The 18,740-nt window shown below is 47.0% G+C and carries 21 protein-coding genes and 1 pseudogene; 17 read left to right on the top strand and 5 right to left on the bottom strand.

The window, feature by feature from the left end:
- Positions 1-5 precede the first annotated feature (5 nt).
- A complete protein-coding gene (locus tag CEF21_RS00425) occupies positions 6-551 on the bottom strand; it encodes a DUF2529 domain-containing protein (protein WP_123912914.1) in 546 nt (181 codons plus the stop codon).
- A gap of 301 nt (positions 552-852) precedes the next feature.
- On the opposite strand from CEF21_RS00425, the gene CEF21_RS00420 reads away from it, so the two are divergent.
- The 9 genes from CEF21_RS00420 to CEF21_RS00380 all read left to right on the top strand — a co-directional run bounded on the left by CEF21_RS00420 (position 853) and on the right by CEF21_RS00380 (position 9,496).
- Positions 853-1,227 (top strand): response regulator, encoded by a 375-nt coding sequence (locus CEF21_RS00420; RefSeq protein ID WP_123912913.1) that lies wholly within the window; start codon positions 853-855, stop codon positions 1,225-1,227.
- Between the two features lie 188 nt (positions 1,228-1,415).
- Complete coding sequence (locus tag CEF21_RS00415; RefSeq protein WP_123912912.1) at positions 1,416-2,273, top strand: class II fructose-bisphosphate aldolase; 858 nt, start codon at positions 1,416-1,418, stop codon at positions 2,271-2,273.
- 266 nt (positions 2,274-2,539) lie between these two features.
- Entirely contained in the window at positions 2,540-3,181 is a 642-nt protein-coding gene (gene fsa, locus CEF21_RS00410; RefSeq protein WP_123912911.1) for a fructose-6-phosphate aldolase, read from the top strand.
- Positions 3,182-3,513: 332 nt separating this feature from the next.
- Complete coding sequence (locus CEF21_RS00405) at positions 3,514-4,803, top strand: UDP-N-acetylglucosamine 1-carboxyvinyltransferase (protein WP_123912910.1); 1,290 nt, start codon at positions 3,514-3,516, stop codon at positions 4,801-4,803.
- A 74-nt stretch (positions 4,804-4,877) separates the two neighbouring features.
- The gene (gene glpX, locus CEF21_RS00400; protein ID WP_123912909.1) at positions 4,878-5,840 is read left to right on the top strand and encodes a class II fructose-bisphosphatase; all 963 of its coding nucleotides are present in this window, start codon (positions 4,878-4,880) and stop codon (positions 5,838-5,840) included.
- Between the two features lie 264 nt (positions 5,841-6,104).
- The gene (rho, locus tag CEF21_RS00395) at positions 6,105-7,388 is read left to right on the top strand and encodes a transcription termination factor Rho (RefSeq protein ID WP_123912908.1); all 1,284 of its coding nucleotides are present in this window, start codon (positions 6,105-6,107) and stop codon (positions 7,386-7,388) included.
- 158 nt (positions 7,389-7,546) lie between these two features.
- Positions 7,547-7,747, top strand: a complete 201-nt coding sequence (gene rpmE / locus CEF21_RS00390) for a 50S ribosomal protein L31 (RefSeq protein WP_123912907.1) — start codon at positions 7,547-7,549, stop codon at positions 7,745-7,747.
- A 209-nt stretch (positions 7,748-7,956) separates the two neighbouring features.
- A complete protein-coding gene (locus CEF21_RS00385) occupies positions 7,957-8,574 on the top strand; it encodes a thymidine kinase (RefSeq protein ID WP_123919857.1) in 618 nt (205 codons plus the stop codon).
- Between the two features lie 139 nt (positions 8,575-8,713).
- Positions 8,714-9,496, top strand: coding sequence for an AIM24 family protein (locus CEF21_RS00380; RefSeq protein WP_123912906.1), 783 nt, complete (start codon positions 8,714-8,716; stop codon positions 9,494-9,496).
- Positions 9,497-10,354: 858 nt separating this feature from the next.
- Here the strand turns inward: CEF21_RS00380 and CEF21_RS00375 are convergent.
- From CEF21_RS00375 to CEF21_RS00360, 4 genes and pseudogenes are all read right to left on the bottom strand, one after another.
- A pseudogene (locus CEF21_RS00375) lies at positions 10,355-10,730 on the bottom strand (MerR family transcriptional regulator); the annotation flags it as partial.
- 122 nt (positions 10,731-10,852) lie between these two features.
- On the bottom strand, positions 10,853-11,236 hold the full coding sequence (gloA2, locus tag CEF21_RS00370; protein ID WP_123912904.1) for an SMU1112c/YaeR family gloxylase I-like metalloprotein: 384 nt from the start codon (positions 11,234-11,236) through the stop codon (positions 10,853-10,855).
- A gap of 73 nt (positions 11,237-11,309) precedes the next feature.
- Positions 11,310-11,837: a DUF2812 domain-containing protein gene (locus CEF21_RS00365; RefSeq protein ID WP_123912903.1), complete on the bottom strand. Its 528-nt coding sequence runs from the start codon at positions 11,835-11,837 to the stop codon at positions 11,310-11,312.
- Entirely contained in the window at positions 11,818-12,177 is a 360-nt protein-coding gene (locus CEF21_RS00360) for a PadR family transcriptional regulator (protein ID WP_123912902.1), read from the bottom strand. Before CEF21_RS00360 ends, CEF21_RS00365 begins: the two co-directional genes overlap by 20 nt.
- A gap of 260 nt (positions 12,178-12,437) precedes the next feature.
- Between CEF21_RS00360 and prfA the strand changes: the two genes are divergently transcribed.
- The 8 genes from prfA (at position 12,438) to CEF21_RS00320 (ending at position 18,728) form a co-directional block, all read left to right on the top strand.
- Positions 12,438-13,508: a peptide chain release factor 1 gene (gene prfA / locus CEF21_RS00355; protein WP_123912901.1), complete on the top strand. Its 1,071-nt coding sequence runs from the start codon at positions 12,438-12,440 to the stop codon at positions 13,506-13,508.
- Positions 13,509-13,510: 2 nt separating this feature from the next.
- Entirely contained in the window at positions 13,511-14,356 is an 846-nt protein-coding gene (prmC, locus tag CEF21_RS00350; RefSeq protein WP_123912900.1) for a peptide chain release factor N(5)-glutamine methyltransferase, read from the top strand.
- A gap of 15 nt (positions 14,357-14,371) precedes the next feature.
- The gene (locus CEF21_RS00345) at positions 14,372-14,998 is read left to right on the top strand and encodes an NUDIX hydrolase (RefSeq protein ID WP_123912899.1); all 627 of its coding nucleotides are present in this window, start codon (positions 14,372-14,374) and stop codon (positions 14,996-14,998) included.
- Positions 14,999-15,079: 81 nt separating this feature from the next.
- The gene (gene spoIIR / locus CEF21_RS00340) at positions 15,080-15,745 is read left to right on the top strand and encodes a stage II sporulation protein R (RefSeq protein ID WP_123912898.1); all 666 of its coding nucleotides are present in this window, start codon (positions 15,080-15,082) and stop codon (positions 15,743-15,745) included.
- An 88-nt stretch (positions 15,746-15,833) separates the two neighbouring features.
- Positions 15,834-16,277, top strand: coding sequence for a GNAT family N-acetyltransferase (locus tag CEF21_RS00335; RefSeq protein WP_123912897.1), 444 nt, complete (start codon positions 15,834-15,836; stop codon positions 16,275-16,277).
- Between the two features lie 182 nt (positions 16,278-16,459).
- Positions 16,460-17,506, top strand: coding sequence for an L-threonylcarbamoyladenylate synthase (locus CEF21_RS00330; RefSeq protein WP_123912896.1), 1,047 nt, complete (start codon positions 16,460-16,462; stop codon positions 17,504-17,506).
- A gap of 61 nt (positions 17,507-17,567) precedes the next feature.
- Positions 17,568-18,128 (top strand): manganese efflux pump MntP, encoded by a 561-nt coding sequence (locus CEF21_RS00325; RefSeq protein WP_123912895.1) that lies wholly within the window; start codon positions 17,568-17,570, stop codon positions 18,126-18,128.
- Between the two features lie 138 nt (positions 18,129-18,266).
- On the top strand, positions 18,267-18,728 hold the full coding sequence (locus tag CEF21_RS00320) for a low molecular weight protein arginine phosphatase (RefSeq protein ID WP_123912894.1): 462 nt from the start codon (positions 18,267-18,269) through the stop codon (positions 18,726-18,728).
- Positions 18,729-18,740: the final 12 nt, after the last annotated feature.

The raw sequence follows: 18,740 nt of genomic DNA, 5'->3' as shown, positions 1-18,740 counted from the left end.
CGCAGTCAAATCTCTTCATCCTCTTCTTCATATTCAGAGAGGATTTCCTCAATAGTAAAACGGAGGGCATAGTACACAAATAAACCGGTCATCAAAGCGGGGAATCCATACCGGCTGCCGTCTTCGGCAGGAATCATCGGTTTTTTAAGCTTGGAGTCAATGTGAACATCCACAATCCCCTCAAGTCCCGGTTCTCCATCGAGCGCAGATACTCCGACGGTTTGCACCCCTTCATCCTGAAGTCTGCGGGCGAGCCTGATGGCTTCCTGATCGGAAGAAAGCCGGGTGAAGAAAAGCACGCGGTCCGCAGGGAGGACGGCAGCCATTTCCCCGCTTTCATTGAACAGCGGTTTTGCCTTCGGAAAAGGCTCGGCACTGTCCATTGCCTCCATAACGATTCCCGAGAGCTCGCGGAATCCGTGAATATAAACGATTCCATCCCCGGCACAGGCTTGGGCAAGCAGCCTTGCTCCATCTTCTATGGAAAACTCCTCCTGGGTTTGAATGCGCTGAAACTGCCCGGAGAGCTGTGTGGAAAATATTTTTAGCATGGGTAAAAAACTCCTTTTATACGGATCCTTTTCACAGGCATTATACGGAATCTGCGGTTAAAATACAAAATGTTAAACAATATCCAATAAGAGGCAGGAGATTGACCTTCTTACAAGAATTAGTATCATAAGTCATATAAAAGCAGCGCCTTTAAGGAAGGGAGTTCTGCCGCGGCGCAGACCTGCGGCCATCCGGCACCTTAAAGGGCTTAAACGTTTATGCTTGCCGGGTCTAATGCGCGGCATATAGCAGGAGAGTGCTTTCTTACTATGTCAGGAAAAAACGTGAAGAGGTGCAAAGATGGAAAAAGAGAAAATTTTAATCGTCGATGATCAGTACGGAATCAGAATTTTACTAAACGAAGTCTTTCAAAAAGAAGGCTATGACACATATCAGGCTGCCAGCGGATTTCAGGCGCTGGAAATTCTGGAGCAAACGCCTCCGGATTTAGTTTTGCTGGACATGAAAATTCCTGGAATGGATGGAATTGAAATCCTAAAAAGAATGAAGCTTGTTGAACCGAATATCCGGGTTATCATTATGACGGCCTACGGTGAACTCGATATGATCCAGGAAGCTAAAGACCTTGGGGCCCTTACCCATTTTGCCAAACCGTTTGACATTGATGAAATTCGCGCAGCTGTCAAGAAACATCTTCCGATCAAGTCAAACTGACAAAAAGTTTGAATTTTTGGACATGTCTCGAAAAGTTGCCGATTTTTCTTGTTATTGGTATGCTATTGTTTGAGAAAAGCTATGCATCCATTTCTTAGTTACATATACAGGAAATTTTCTGGTCAAGCTAGATTTGATAGGCTTTTCGGGTTTAGCAAAATCAGGCTATACAAGGAGGATTATTCGACATGCCTTTAGTATCAATGACAGAAATGCTTCAAAAAGCCAAAAGCGAAGGCTACGCTGTTGGTCAATTTAACGTGAATAACCTTGAGTTCACTCAAGCGATTCTTCAAGCGGCACAAGAAGAAAAATCACCAGTTATTCTTGGTGTTTCTGAAGGTGCAGCACGCTACATGGGCGGTTTCAAAACGATTACAGTTTTGGTTAAAGCGCTAATGGAAGAATACAAAGTGACGGTACCAGTTGCCATTCACCTTGACCACGGTTCAAGCTTCGAATCTTGTGCAAAAGCGATTCATGCAGGTTTCACTTCTGTAATGATCGATGCTTCACACCACCCGTTCGAAGAAAACATCGCTGAAACATCCAAAGTGGTCGAGCTTGCTCATTTCCACGGCGTATCTGTTGAAGCTGAGCTTGGAACAGTTGGCGGACAGGAAGATGACGTGATCGCAGAAGGCGTAATCTACGCTGACCCTAAAGAGTGCAAGGAGCTTGTTGAGCGTACTGGAATCGACACGCTTGCACCTGCACTTGGATCTGTTCACGGTCCTTACAAAGGTGAACCAAACCTTGGTTTCAAAGAAATGGAAGAAATCGGAGCGGCTACAGGCCTTCCTCTTGTTCTTCACGGCGGAACTGGAATCCCTACACACGATATCCAAAAAGCGATTTCTTTCGGAACAGCTAAAATCAACGTAAACACTGAGAACCAAATTGCTTCTGCAAAAACGGTTCGCGAAGTGCTTGCTGCAAAACCTGAAGAGTACGATCCGCGTAAATATCTTGGACCAGCTCGCGATGCAATCAAAGAAACGGTTCAAGGCAAAATGCGTGAATTCGGTTCTTCCAACAAAGCTTAATTTTTAGCGGGCTGATTGAAGTGGAAGGCGTGAGACTCCTGCGGGAGCAGCGCGACAGGTGAGACCCCGCAGACGCTTAAGCGTCGAGGAGGCTCACCGCCCGCCTCGCGGAAAGCGAGCGCCTGCAGCGGAAATCAGCAGCTAAGTTTAACAAAGCTTAATTTTTACAATTGAAAACCGTCTTTCAGGAGACGGTTTTCAAAGATGTAAAAAGAAAGCGATAACAAGATTTAGTTTTCAGATTTTTGATAAGGGAGCGGAACAGAATGAAATTTTTCATTGATACAGCAAACCTTGAAGAAATCAAAGAAGCCCAGGAGATGGGCATCCTTGCAGGCGTGACGACAAACCCGAGTTTAGTAGCCAAAGAGAATATTTCCTTTCATGATAGACTAAGAGAAATTACAGACATAGTTAAAGGTTCGGTCAGTGCAGAAGTCATTTCTTTAAAAGCCGAAGAAATGATTGAAGAAGGAAAAGAACTAGCAAAAATTGCTCCAAATATAACGGTCAAGGTTCCGATGACACCGGATGGGCTGAAGGCAGTCAAGGAATTTTCAGAGCTTGGAATCAAAACGAATGTCACGCTTATTTTCAGTGCAAACCAGGCGCTTCTTGCAGCCCGTGCGGGAGCATCCTATGTTTCTCCCTTTCTTGGAAGACTGGATGATATCGGACAGAACGGCATGGACTTAATTGCAACGATTTCTGAAATATTTGATCTTCATGGTCTGGATGCAGAAATTATTGCGGCATCCATCCGCCATCCGATGCACGTTACGGAAGCCGCGTTGAATGGAGCTCACATTGCGACCATTCCGCTTAAAGTGATCCATCAGCTTTTCAACCACCCGCTGACAGATCAGGGGATTGAAAAGTTTCTGGCGGACTGGAACAGCCGCGTATAAATGCAAATAAGTAAATAGGCAGGAATAAATGGCAAGCTACCGGCTTGCCATTTATGCGGTTTATTTGCGTATTGGACTCAGAGTGCCTGTTAAGCATCGTTTTGGACTTGATGATACACTGTACAAAAGGCATTCTATTAATCTGTCCTTTTGCAAAAAGAAGGTTTTTCCCGGACGATTTGAGCATCAATGGAATTTATTTTACAATGGGAAGAGACTCAATTTTTGACGCTTCGTTTATTTTTCATATACAGAGTATGTTCTGTCGGATTTATGGAGAATTTGTTGAAAAGAGTGTCCTAACATGTCAGCTTCTTAGGAAGGAGACCATCATGGAAAAATTAAAGATTGCAGGCGGTGATCTGCTGAAAGGTTCCGTTACAATCAGCGGAGCAAAAAACAGTGCAGTAGCGCTGATTCCAGCGACTATTTTAGCTGAATCCCCCGTCATTATTGAAGGCTTGCCGAATATATCCGATGTCCACATCTTAAAGGATTTGCTTGAGGAAGTAGGCGGAAAAGTCGACTTTCATAACGGTGAAATGCACGTCCAGCCGGAAAACATGATTTCAATGCCTCTTCCAAACGGAAAGGTGAAAAAATTAAGGGCTTCTTATTACCTGATGGGTGCCATGCTTGGCCGCTTTAAAAAGGCAGTAATCGGACTTCCGGGAGGATGCCACCTCGGACCGCGGCCGATTGACCAGCACATTAAAGGGTTTGAAGCGCTCGGTGCACAGGTGACAAATGAGCAGGGTGCCATTTATCTCCGCGCAGAAGAACTAAAGGGCGCACGTATTTATCTGGATGTAGTCAGTGTCGGGGCCACCATTAATATTATGCTTGCAGCGGTCCTGGCAAAAGGGCGCACCATTATTGAAAATGCGGCGAAGGAACCTGAAATTGTAGATGTCGCAACCCTTCTCACGAGTATGGGTGCCAAAATAAAAGGAGCAGGAACGGATGTCATCCGCATCGACGGAGTTGAAAAACTCCATGGGTGCCGCCATACCATCATTCCGGACCGGATTGAGGCCGGTACGTATATGATTATCGGTGCTGCTGCCGGAAAAGAAGTGCTGATTGATAACGTGATTCCCCTCCATATGGAGTCTCTCATTGCAAAATTAAGGGAGACCGGCGTCCATGTTGAGACGAGCAATGATCAAATCTGGATTGTCGGCGGGCAAAAAGAGCTGAAGCCGGTTGATGTGAAGACCCTTGTCTATCCCGGATTCCCTACGGATCTTCAGCAGCCTTTCACATCATTCCTTACAAAAGCCAATGGGACAAGCGTTGTAACGGATACGATCTATTCCGCGCGGTTCAAGCACATTGACGAGCTTCGCCGTATGGGAGCATCCATTAAAGTGGAAGGTCGTTCCGCTATTGTATCCGGGCCAAATAAGCTGCAGGGCGCAAAAGTAAAAGCAAGTGATCTGAGAGCCGGAGCCGCTCTGGTGACAGCCGGCTTAATGGCTGAAGGGATAACAGAGGTTACAGGCCTCGAGCATATTGACAGGGGCTACAGCGAACTTGAGCAAAAGCTTACGAATATGGGTGCCACAATCTGGCGCGAAAAATTAACGGCTGAGGAAATAGAGCAAGTCGAAAATTCATAACCGTTACCACCCTGCTTCCTTATGGAAGCAGGTCTCATACATAATTTCGTTACAGCGAAGGGGAGGAACCAAAGATGGAAAGAAGTTTGTCGATGGAACTAGTACGCGTAACAGAAGCTGCAGCACTCGCATCCGCCAGATGGATGGGACGCGGCAAGAAGGATGAAGCGGATGATGCCGCTACTTCTGCAATGAGAGATGTATTCGACACGATTCCGATGAAAGGGACAGTCGTCATTGGGGAAGGGGAAATGGATGAAGCCCCGATGCTCTACATTGGAGAAAAGCTTGGGAATGGTTACGGACCGAGAGTGGATGTAGCGGTTGATCCACTTGAAGGAACGAATATCCTGGCACAGGGAGGCTGGAATGCGCTTGCTGTTATAGCTGTTGCGGATCACGGCAATCTGCTGAACGCACCCGATATGTATATGGATAAAATAGCGGTGGGGCCGGATGCAGTCGGCTGCATTGACATCAACGCTCCCATTATGGATAACCTCCGGGCTGTCGCAAAAGCGAAAAACAAAGACATTGAAGACATAGTTGCAACCATCCTGAACAGGGAACGCCATCAGGGGATTATCAATGAGCTCCGCGAAGCAGGTGTCCGCATCAAGCTGATCAACGACGGCGATGTAGCAGGCGCGATCAATACGGCCTTTGACCATACGGGTGTTGATATTCTTTTCGGTTCCGGCGGAGCGCCTGAAGGAGTTCTTTCTGCCGTCGCTTTAAAATGCCTGGGCGGGGAGATCCAGGGAAGGCTTATTCCTCAAAGCGATCAGGAACTGGAGCGCTGTGTGAAAATGGGACTTGATGTAAACAAAGTCCTTTTGATGGATGATTTGGTAAAAGGTGATGATGCGATCTTCGCAGCCACCGGTGTGACGGATGGGGAATTGCTGCGCGGTGTGCAGTTCAAAGCGTCAAGCGGCACCACGCAATCCCTTGTCATGAGAGCGAAATCAGGCACCGTCCGCTTTATTGACGGACAGCACAGCCTCAAAAAGAAACCAAACTTAGTCATCAAATAAAAAGAAAAGCGGACCGGGGTTTTATGGCCCCGGTTCCCTCATTTATTTCAAATGTTTTACGTCTCCGAAAACGTATTGATTAATCACCTGAAATAAGGTAAAACTAAAGAGTGCTGCAAATCAAAAATACACTGCTTCAACTACTTCAAATTTTTCCTTCTTTTCCTTCTCTATCCTGAAATCCATTTTTCAATGTCAAAAGTACATATAGGGCGGAAAGAAAACCAGTATGTCTATTTTATATGGTAAAAGTGTGGTGTTTACATGAGTAAGGTTTCCATCTCTTCATTGGAAAACATGAAGCTGAAAGAATTGTACGAGCATGCTCGTCATTTCAAAATCTCTTACTACAGCAAGTTGACGAAAAAAGAACTGATTTTTGCTATTTTAAAAGCAGATGCAGAACAGGAAGACCTTTTATTCATGGAAGGGGTTCTTGAAATCATTCAGTCTGAGGGCTTTGGTTTCCTTAGACCGATTAACTATTCTCCAAGCTCGGAGGATATTTATATTTCTGCGTCCCAGATCAGACGTTTTGATTTAAGAAACGGTGATAAAGTATCCGGTAAGGTCCGTCCTCCAAAGGAAAACGAACGCTATTACGGCCTTCTACATGTAGATGCGGTGAATGGCGACGATCCTGAGTCGGCAAAGGAACGCGTTCATTTCCCTGCTCTTACGCCGCTTTACCCGGACCGTCAGATTATCCTTGAAACACAGCCGCATATGCTGTCCACCAGAATTATGGACCTCATTGCGCCGGTTGGCTTCGGGCAGCGCGGATTAATCGTAGCCCCTCCAAAAGCAGGGAAAACGATGCTTTTGAAGGAAATCGCGAACAGCATCACAACCAATAATCCGGAAGCAGAACTCATTGTTCTCTTAATCGATGAGCGTCCGGAGGAAGTAACGGACATTGAACGTTCAGTTGCAGGCGATGTTGTCAGCTCCACGTTTGATGAAGTTCCGGAGAATCATATCAAGGTAGCTGAACTCGTGCTTGACCGTGCGATGAGGCTTGTGGAGCACAAGAAAGACGTCATTATCCTTATGGACAGCATCACGCGTCTTGCCCGTGCCTATAACCTTGTGATTCCTCCAAGCGGCCGTACACTTTCAGGAGGAATCGATCCTGCTGCATTCCACCGTCCAAAGCGTTTCTTCGGAGCAGCGCGTAATATCGAAGAAGGCGGAAGCTTAACGATTCTAGCGACGGCTCTCGTTGATACGGGTTCCCGTATGGACGATGTCATTTATGAGGAATTTAAAGGAACCGGTAATATGGAGCTTCATCTTGACCGCTCCCTTGCCGAAAAACGGATTTTCCCTGCAATTGATATCCGCCGTTCCGGAACAAGGAAAGAAGAACTTCTCGTTCAGAAGGAACACCTTGAAAAATTATGGGCAATCCGTAAATCAATGACGGATACACCGGATTTTGTCGAGAAATTCCTTCGTAAATTAAAGCAGTCGAAAGGCAATGAAGAATTTTTTGACATGCTTTCGGCTGAAATGAAGCCAAGCACAGCAGGCTCAAGAAGATCATAGAAAAAACTCGGCAGGGTTTCCTGAAAGATTCCAATTTTGTTCCTTGCAATCATAGAGAAGCCCTGTTATAATTTTTTCATATGCCGTTCAGATAAATTTAGGCTGAACAAGATAACTCTGGGTTCGGTAAGAATTCAGGGCAGAAGGAGATGAAAAGAATGAAAGCTGGAATCCATCCTAATTACAAAAAAGTAATGGTGAAATGTTCTTGCGGAAACGAATTTGAAACTGGTTCAGTTAAAGATGAGCTTCGCATCGAGACTTGCTCTGAATGTCATCCATTCTACACTGGACGTCAGAAATTCGCTGAAGCTGGCGGACGTGTTGACCGTTTCAATAAAAAATACGGAATCAAGTAATTTTAGAAATAGATGTAAACAAAAACAGGCAAGTCTTCACACTTGCCTGTTTTTTTACGAAAAAAACACGAATTCAATCGTTTTTCATAAGGACTTTCGGCATGGAAAGCAGGGATTCGGACAAGATAAATGAAAAGAAAAACCGGGGTGACCAGGCTGTAACACGGTCCATCAGCCTTATGCATGGAATGAAGGGAGAGGCCGTATGCATGTATGTAATGAAATTTAGCGGATGGCTTGAAGTCATTTGCGGCAGTATGTTCTCGGGGAAATCCGAGGAACTGATCCGAAGAGTGCGCCGTGCGCAGTACGCAAAACAAAATGTTTTAGTTTTTAAGCCATCCATAGATAACCGATACAGTGAGAAAGAAGTCGTTTCCCACAATGGGACAACCATTATCTGCTCGCCGGTTCCGACTTCAGCAGATGTATTAAGCCTTGTGGATGAGGATACAGATGTTGTAGCCATCGATGAAATCCAGTTTTTTGATGCCGGAATCATGGAAGTCGTAACGACCCTGGCAGACCGCGGGCACCGTGTGATTACGGCCGGTCTTGATCAGGATTTCCGCGGAGAGCCTTTCGGCATCATGCCGGATTTAATGGCGATTGCGGAGTCGGTTACGAAGCTTCAGGCGGTCTGTTCTGTTTGCGGTTCGCCCGCAAGCCGTACACAGCGTCTGATTGACGGAAAGCCAGCGGCTTACAAGGATCCGATCATCCTCGTTGGAGCATCCGAATCCTATGAGCCTCGCTGCCGCCATCACCACGAAGTTCCGGGAAAGCCTGCATTTGCACGTGAACAAAACCAGGCTTCTCATCCATAATCAAACAGCCATCCCTCTTTGCTTACAATCAGCAAAGAGGGATTTTTTCGGTCTGTGATGACAGATCCGAAGCTAAAAGGAAGTTTTTTACTGAGCCAATATGGTACGATGGTAAAAGAATAGGTGTTAAGGAGGAGAAATGATGATTGTTCAAAATAATCCCGAAGTATACAGTGTAATTGAACAGCTTGAAACCCAGAATGCTGTGTTTAAAATTGTAGAATTCAATGATTTAAACGGCAGTACATACTTAACCTCCCCAACCGATATGTATTACGCTAAAAAACTCGGCATGGGCCTTAGGCAAATTGCCATCGAACTGAGAAATGGCAGCATCACAACGGAAGCGGGAGCCCTCCACTACATGCAGGGAAGCATTGAGATGGATAACTCGCTTGGCGGAGCTGCAGGAATCATGAAAAAGTTTGCAAGCAGCGTCCTGACAAACGAATCAGCCATAAAACCTAAATACAGGGGAACCGGCGATATCTTTTTAGAGCCGAGCTTCAGCCACTTCCTCATGCTTGAAATTGAAAATGACTCTATCATCGTGGATAAAGGAATGTTCTACTGCTGCGAGTCAACCGTTGAAGTTGGAATTGAATCCATGAAAAATTTGTCCTCTGCTGCAAGGGGAGGAGAGGGACTGTTCCAGACAAAGCTCTCCGGATCCGGCATCATCGTCCTGGAAAGCCCGGTACCGGCAGGCGCAGTCGTCAAAGTCGATCTAAACAACGATACCCTGAAGGTCGACGGCAACTTTGCCATTCTCCGGACCGGCGGCATCCAGTTTACAGTCGAACGGTCTGCCAAAGGAATCATCGGCTCTGCATCGAGCGGAGAGGGCTACCTGCAGACGTTCCGCGGAACAGGGCAAGTCTGGCTTTCTCCAACCACATCAAGAGGCCCGTTGCTGACATAAAGAAACCGCTGCTTTTGCAGCGGTTTTTTTATTTTTTAGGCGTGTGAGGGATCGGGGGAACTGGCCGCCTGCTTCGTGTGAGCACTGACCCCCGCTCTGCTAAAGGACTAAACCTCCGTCCCTGTTCCTTATATCCCTATATAAATCAAGACTTTGCGGATTGAATGCTTGTTCCCTCGTTACTTTAAAGGGCAGAAGGTCAGAGCAATGCACTGACCCCCGCTCTGCTAAAGCGCTAAACCTCCGTCCCCTAATCTCATCCACTGGCGGTGTAAAAGGAGGTATCCATTGTTTCCTCTGTCCTTTCATGCATTAGCGAAGGGAGGGTCAGTGCAAACAGAGTGTGGATGACAGGCATTAAGAGATCAGCTTTGAAGTATATGGGAAGATGGGGCCAGTCCCGCGAAAATTTACCGTACTAAAGCTCCGGCACCCCCTTCGGCATCCGCTGGTACAGAAGGCTTCGGAGGACAGAGCCTGTGTCCCCCGCTGCGGTGAAGCAAAGCGGGACAGGCACCGTGCCTGTCCCCGGAAGTTTTACCGAACTAAAGCTCCGGCACCTCCTTCACCATCCGCTGGTACAGAAGGATTCGGAGGACAGAGCCTGTGTCCCCCGCTGCGGTGAAGCATAGCGGGACAGGCACCCGCCGCCCCCTGAAGAACATCCAAAATAATTTAAAAAAAGAATGACCCCAAATAGGCCATCCCGTCCCGCTCCTTACAGACTAAAAATAGACCGCAACAGTCCTTTTCGCTTGTTCATCTTCTGGTTTTCAAACATGAGCACAGGTTCCTGCTGGGCATCGGGGAGCTGGGCAAAAAGAATATCGATGGTTTGCTCGATTTTTTGGATTTTTCGATTGAGTTCTTCCATTTCTCTGCGGTGCTGAAGGAGCTGATAGGATACGACGGCATCGGCCTTATGGTTTAATTTTTGTTCCATTAGGGTCAGGCGGCTCTCAAGCTCAGCGACCCTTGCGTCTGCATCATTTGGCGGTGAAGAGGGGGCAGGTGTGTCAGGTTCAGATGCTGGTATGGTTTCTGCTTTTATATCTTGCAGGAGCACGCCGTTCTGGAGCTGCTCCCTCACGCTTTTTAGGGTGTCTAAATCCTCTTCCCGGAAATGATAGTGTCCAAGCTCGTTACGTTCCATTGGCAGTCCCAGCTGTTTGACCCAGCGCTGAACGGTTTTAGTGGAAACCCCAAGTTCTTTTGCAACGGCAGCAGTGTTCATTAAACATTCCCCCTATCTCTTAATAAGAAAGGAATTCGCTATTTGCCCTTCATCTCCTTTGCAGAAGACAAAACAAGTACCTGTTCGGCAAAGGTAGTGAAAATGTGAGAGTGTTTGTCGAATTAGACTTCGTACAGCTCAAGCGGCAAATTGTCGGGATCCCGGAAAAAGGTAAACCGTTTTCCGGTGAGTTCGTCTACCCGGACCGGTTCACATTCCACACCTTTTGAAGAGAGCGTCCCAATGGCGGCTTCTATATCATCGGTGCCAAAAGCGAGATGTCTTAACCCCCGTGCTTCCGGCTGAGTGGGGCGGAGAGGAGGGTCAGGAAAGGAGAACAGCTCGATTTGTCCGGAATCTCCGACGGAAAGGTCCAGCTTGTAGGAGTCTCTTTCTTTCCGGTAGGTTTCTTTTATGATTTTGCATCCGAGCGTATGGACGTAAAAAGCTTTGGATATTTCGTAGTTGGAACAAATAATGGCCGTGTGGTGAATATGGGTAATCATTCATGAACCTCTCCTTTGCTTTTGTGTTTATAGACTGATGCGTGCCGTCCTTTGTGTACAGCGGTGAAAGCCATCAAGACAGGGGGTTTTTCATCAAACTTCTTCTTTTCAGCTGCAAACATCCGATGGCAATCAAGTTAAAGGCAAGACATAAAGGAAAAATCCATTTCACGGCGTTCACACTGCCATAATCAGAAGGAAGGATGATGGATAAAAAGATTCCCAGGGCTGGTAAAGTGAGAAGGAAAATAAGCAGCGAAAGGGAATGGTATTTTTGGACTTTGGAGGGAAGATCAGAATAGATGTCGGGTGTTTCAGCATGATCCTCTGCCGGTCTGCGAAAATACTGCCATCCATTGAACTCAGCCGCATGTTCCCAACCTGCTTCATGAAAAATCGAATAGTATTCCTCCCGATCATCTTTTAAGGAAGCCTGATAGTCAAGCCTGTATATGTAGTTCGCAGGTGTGATTTTTTCGAACGTGTACAGGCCCCATTTATAGCTTTTCAAGCCCCATCCCTTTTTTGACATGCTGGTCAGCCATTTTGCTTCAGCATCATCGGCCCAGGCAAAATAAAGTTTAAAGACTTTTTTCATCATAATCCACTCCTTCGAGACTGTTTAAAACCTTCCGGCTGATTCTTGTGACTGTTTCTAAACGGATATACTCGAGCCGGACCGTTTCTTTCCCAAGCTTCGTTAAACGATAGTTCTTTTTTTGGTCTAAAAGGGAATTTCCGTATTTTTCAATCAATTGCTGTTTTTCTAATTTGCCTAATGCCCCGTAAAGGGTACCCGGGCCGAGCTTAACGGTTCCTTCGCTCATTTCTTCTACAGCTTTCATGATGCCATAGCCATGCAAGGGGCTGAATAAAGCGAGCAGAATAAAATACGTTGTATGAGTAAGAGGCAAAAAGCTTTCTGCTTTCTTCACGGTCATCGGATTTCCTCCTTTTCGCGTTCAGGAATATATATCGACTAACGATATATATCGCATGGCGATATAATACCAGTATTTGTTACATCGTGCAACGGTTTATTCGGAAAACCTTCTGACTGCTTTTTAAAATGGCAAATTGCTTTTGATTGTTTTCCTGTCCTATACTATAATTAGAATGTTATGGATGAAGTGAAACCGCTAAAGCGGGACAGAAATAGACCGGCTGAAAGGTCAGCCAGTAAACTCCAGAGGTGAAGAACGTGTTAGATCGTTTGCAAGCGGTTGAAGAGCGTTATGAAAAATTAAATCAGCTATTGATGGATCCTGATATTATCAGTGATACCAATAAGCTGAGAGAATATTCAAAAGAACAATCTGATCTGTCTGATACAGTGGAAGCATACAGAGAATATAAAGCAGTAAGAGAGCAAATCGCAGACGCAAAGGCGATGCTTGACGAAAAGCTTGATGGCGATATGCGCGAAATGGTAAAGGAAGAGCTATCTGAGCTGCAGGAGCAGGAAGTATCCTTAAATGATAAATTGAAGCTTCTCCTTGTTCCAAAGGATCCAAATGATAACAAAAACGTCATCATGGAAATCCGCGGAGCAGCAGGCGGTGATGAAGCGGCTTTGTTTGCTGCCGATCTATACAGAATGTACAGCAAATATGCGGAGGCCCAAGGCTGGAAAACCGAAGTAATGGAAGCAAGCTCATCGGGTGTCGGCGGCTATAAAGAAATTATCTTTATGCTGAACGGCAAAGGTGCCTATTCCAAAATGAAGTTTGAAAACGGAGCCCACCGCGTACAGCGTGTACCTGAAACCGAGTCCGGCGGCCGGATTCACACGTCCACTGCGACAGTCGCCTGCCTGCCTGAGGCAGAAGAAGTGGAAGTGGAAATTCACGATAAGGACATCCGTGTGGATACCTTCGCTTCCAGCGGACCGGGTGGACAAAGTGTTAATACAACGATGTCTGCCGTCCGTCTGACTCACCTTCCGACCATGACCGTTGTAAGCTGTCAGGATGAAAAATCCCAGATTAAAAACAAAGAAAAAGCCATGAAGGTTCTCCGTGCCCGTGTTTATGACAAATTTCAGCGCGAAGCACAGGCTGAGTATGATCAAAACCGCAAGCTTGCTGTCGGTTCCGGGGACCGTTCTGAACGGATCCGTACGTATAACTTTCCGCAAAACCGGGTGACAGACCACCGCATCGGTCTGACCATCCAGAAACTTGATCAGATCCTTGAAGGAAAGCTTGATGAAGTCATCAATGCCCTGATCGTCGAGGATCAGTCCAGCAGACTGGAACAGGCGGAAAACTAAGGATGACAACTGTATTCGAAGCCCTGAAATGGGCTTCTCTTTTTTTAACTGATGCGGGAAGAGATGAAAACGCAGGAGAATGGCTTCTGAGACACCATTTAAATATGAACAGGTCCGCGCTTTTAGCCAATTTTCGGATGGAAATCAGCTTAGAGGCACTGGAGGCGTTCCGTGCCGATGTGAAAAAACATGCGGACGGGGTTCCGGTACAGCACCTGACCGGATATGAAGAGTTTTACGGCCGAAAATTTGAAGTCAATAAAGAAGTGCTCATTCCGAGACCGGAAACAGAAGAATTAATTGAAGGACTGAAGAGCAGAATTCAGTCCCATTTGCCGGATCAGCCGCTGACTGCAGCCGACATTGGGACGGGCTCCGGGGCAATTGCGATTACTCTTGCTCTTGAGGTCGCGGAACTTGCTGCAACCGGTACGGACATTGCGCAGGAATCCCTGGACGTTGCGGGCCGGAATGCGGAACGGAACGGCGCGAAGGTCTGTTTTATCCAGGGAGATCTGTATGAACCTCTCGAAGGGCGGACCTTTGACATCATCGTTTCCAATCCTCCTTACATTCCGGATGAAGAGGTTCTGACGCTGTCTGAAATCGTAAAAGACCATGAACCGCACAGAGCGCTCGCAGGAGGGAAAGACGGGTTGGATTTCTACCGCAGGCTGTGCAGCGGGATGCCGGCTCTGTTGAAGAAGCCGGGCATTGCCGCATTTGAAATCGGGGCAGGGCAGGGTGAAGACGTTGCCGGTCTGCTGAAAAAGGCATTTCCTGAAGCCAAGGTGGAAGTGGTGTTTGATATAAACGGCAAGGACCGGATGGTGTTTGCTGAACGATAAAGGGGCGCTTTCGAAATGGAAACAGAGCTTTTGAAGGTTTTTGATGAAAATGGCCGCTGTCTTGGGACGGCTGAACGGAAAGAGGTTCACCGGCAAGGCTTTTGGCATGAAACTTTTCACTGCTGGATGACGGAACGCCATCTGGACAGGATGTATCTTTATTTTCAGCTGAGGAGCCCGTTGAAGAAAGACTATCCCTCCCTGTTCGACATAACGGCAGCCGGCCATCTGCTGGCGGATGAGACAGCAGCAGACGGGGTCCGGGAATTGGAAGAGGAACTGGGTTTAAGCATCCTGTTCAGCGAACTAGTGTCTCTCGGTACCATTCCCTGGACAGGCAGCCATGGGGACATCATCGACCGTGAGCTTGCCCGTGTCTATCTCTACCATCGGGAATCCCCGATTGAAGGGTTTTCTCTACAAAAGGAAGAGGTTGCAGGAGTGGTGAAGGCGGATTTCAGAGAGTTTGAGGAACTGGCAGCAGGAAAACGAAAAACCCTTCAAGTTACCGGCTTTCGGGAAACAGAGAACGGGGAGAGGATACCGCTGGCGGATTCCGTTGATTTATCAGCCTTCGTCCCTCATCAGTCCTCTTATTATGAGGAGCTGTTCAAACAGATTCGTTCGAATGTAAAAATATAGACTCATAGATTTTGATTTTGCGTGTTTATTTTTCACACCCCCCGGCCATACTGTTGCTAGAGAAGGGATGGTTGAGGGAAAATGAAAAAACAAACATTAGCAATCATATATTTATTGATCATTACAGCGGGAGCGCTTTTAAATACGTACAGTCAGCCGCTTGGAGCACAGCAGGCTTCAGCGGAAGAACAAAACGGGCCAAAGGTAATACCGGAGGAAGCCATCAGGCTGAGAATTCTGGCAAACAGCGACGCACCTGAGGATCAGGCAGTTAAACTGAAAATCCGCGATCAAGTAAATAAACAAATCACCCAGTGGGTGAAGGATATTGATTCCATTGAAAAAGCAAGAGCCCTGATTCGCTCGGAGCTTGGAGAGATCAATAAAATTGCGAAGGAAACGATGAAAAAAGAAGGCATGAACCAAAGCATCAAAGTCGAGTATGGCACGAGTGTCCGTTTCCCGACAAAGCTTTACGGCGATTTTATTTACCCCGCTGGAGATTATGAAGCCATCCTCATTACGCTTGGCAACGGTGAAGGAGCGAATTGGTGGTGCGTGCTGTTCCCTCCGCTCTGCTTCCTTGATTTCTCAACAGGACAAGCAGTGGAAGCGCAAAACAAAGAAGTGAAACAGGAAGTAAAAGCAGTCGAAAAATCAGAAAAGGTAGCTTCCGGTCAGAACAAGAAAGAGGAAGTCGAAGTGAAATTCTTCCTTGCAGAATGGTTCAGCGGGCTGTTTTCATAGAGAACAGTCTTTTTTTATCCTTCGTTCGCATCATAAAAACCGCGTTTCCGCATACATTGACAGTAAGAATGAACAATGGGGTGGAACGATGTTTTATCAATTGAAATTAGCAGAACCTGCGGACAGCAGAAGTTTAATAGAGTTTGTGGAAGCGGCCGGCTCCAACGCAGCAGGGATTGAAGAAACAATTGATCAATTCGTGATGATGACGGACGCTGATCAAAGAGTGGCAGCCTGCATCGGGCTTGAGGTATTCGGAGAAAACGGGCTGCTTCGAACACTTGTTGTATCGGACAAGCTGGACCAGGCTTACATTCTTTCTCTCTTTCAGAGCATTCATGAAGTAGGGAGGAAGAAGAAACTAAAAAACTACTATCTCGTAGCAGGTGGACAAGGTTCGATTGATTTTTTGAGAGTCATCGGGTTTAAACGGGCATCAAAGACCGATTTGCCGAAAGAGATGGCTGAATCCAGCCATATTCAGGCCTCCCTTCAGGCAGCAGGAGCGGCCATAATGGTTAAGAATACCTGAAAAAATCAGTGCGACACATAGGTCTAAATACTTTATCAACATAGTTATCCACTGAAAAGATAGCTTTATCCACAATTTGTGGATAAAGCTTGTTGGGGTTCCGCGGCTTTTACTTATGGAGTTCGGGTGGTAAACTAGTTGAAAAAGCAGGATAGTAAAGGAAAGTAAGGAGTCAGATAAGAATGAATACGATTCACTGGACTGTGGATAAGACCGCGGATTTATCCAAAGGTTATCCACAAATCACACAAGCAGCTGCCCTTCTCGCAGATAACGAAGCCATCGCTTTTCCGACTGAAACCGTTTATGGTCTTGGTGCCAATGCCGGTTCGAGTGAAGCGGTGAAAAAAATATATGAAGCAAAAGGAAGGCCGGGCGATAATCCGCTCATTGTCCACGTCGCCAGTCATAAACAGGCAATCGGGCTTGTCGATAACGTGCCTGCCTATGCGATGAAATTAATGAGCATGTTTTGGCCGGGTGCCCTAACCGTCATTTTGCCGGTAAAGGAAGGGAAGCTCTCTCCGCTCGTTACAGCCGGTTTATCCACAGTAGCTATCCGGTTCCCTGACCATCCGATTGCACTTGCTCTTATCCAGCAGGCTGGAGTGCCGATTGCAGCCCCGAGTGCCAACCTGTCAGGAAAACCGAGCCCGACGAAGGCGGAGCACGTCGCAAGGGATTTGAACGGAAGAATAGCGGGTATTGTGGATGGAGGGCCGACCGGGGTTGGGGTGGAATCCACCGTTTTGGATTGCACAAAACCGATTCCCGTCATTTTAAGACCGGGGGGTGTCACAAAAGAGCAGCTCGAAGCGGTTATCGGTACCGTTCATATGGATCAGGCTCTCGCTGATGAGACGCAGGCACCCATCTCACCGGGTATGAAATATACGCATTACGCTCCGAATGCCCCCCTCACCATTGTGGAAGGGTCCCTTGAATTCTTGCAGCGAATCGCTGACGAAGCAAGGGCAGCCGGGAAAAAAACGGGCATTCTCACTGTGGAAGAGCATAAAGAAGCCCTCCATGCAGACGAAGTCATTGCCTGCGGAAGTCTCGGGCAACTTGAAACAGTAGCATCCAATCTATACGGAGTACTCCGCCAGTTTAACGAAAATGAAGAGCTGGATGTCATTTACAGTGAAGCGTTCCCCTCAGAAGGGGTCGGGCTTGCGATTATGAACCGCCTGATGAAGGCGGCCGGACACCGGGTAATCGAAGAATAATCCGTTCTAACCCTCTTTGGACAAACATATGCTGAAACAGGCGTGTCCGAGGAGGGAATACATGAGTATAGAAGCAGTAATCGGGGAAATTCTAACGCTTTTTATGATGGCCTTTGCTTTAGGGATGGATGCCTTCTCAGTCGGTCTGGGGATGGGAATGATTGCGCTGAGATTGAGGCAGATTTTCTACATTGGACTGGTCATCGGCCTGTTCCATATTGCTATGCCCCTTGCCGGTATGGGACTTGGAAGGCTGCTTTCAGATAAATTAGGAACCATCGCGGCTTATGCCGGCGGAGGACTGCTGATCCTTCTCGGATTGCAAATGATTGCCTCCTCCTTTAAAAAAGAAGATGCCCCTCTGATTACCCCCGTTGGCTTCGGCTTGCTGCTCTTTGCATTGAGCGTAAGCCTGGATAGCTTTTCGGTCGGACTTACTCTCGGAATTTATGGGGCAAGAACGATGCTTGCCATTTTCATGTTCGGGTTCGTCAGCATGGTGCTGACGTGGCTTGGCCTTATAATCGGTAAACGGGTGCAGGGCTGGCTAGGGAATTACAGTGAAATTCTGGGGGGAATCATCCTGCTCGGTTTTGGAATGAAGCTTTTGCTTCCTCTGTGAGAAAACGGGACCTGCCGAAGGCCCGTTTTTTGTTTTCCCGGCTTGGTGAGCCGTCCGGTTAGTAGTACAATATAGATAGTAATTACCAAAATGCCCGTTTAAAAATGACGGTGTGAATAGATTCGATGAAAAAGAGGAGTGGAAGCAGTGTCGAATGTCCTTTTTGTTTGTACAGGCAATACATGCAGGAGCCCGATGGCTGAGGCGCTCCTGCAGTTTATGAAACGTTCCGATCAAACAAAAGTAAAATCAGCCGGAGTGTTTGCCATGGATGGCAGTGATGCATCGCCCTACGCCAAGGATGTACTATTAGAAAAAGGGATTGCCTTCAACCATCGCTCAAGTCTTCTGAACGGGGAAAAGGTGGATTGGGCCACTCATATTTTAACAATGACAGAAAGCCATAAACAGCTGATGCTGGAAAGGTTTCCGGAAGCAAAGGAGAAAATATGGACCCTGTCCGAATACGTTCACGGTCTCTCTGAAAAAAGAGATGTGCTGGATCCTTATGGCGGCCCCGCAGAAATATACAGAGCAACAAGAGATGACCTGGAAGGCATGCTAAAGCTTCTGCTGGAAAAAATCGAACAAACAAGCTGATTGGGAGGCAAG

Source organism: Bacillus sp. FJAT-42376 (genome assembly GCF_003816055.1).
GTDB lineage: Bacteria > Bacillota > Bacilli > Bacillales > Bacillaceae > Metabacillus_B.
Note: the sequence above shows the minus strand (reverse complement) of the source record. Positions and strands in the feature narration are given on the sequence as shown.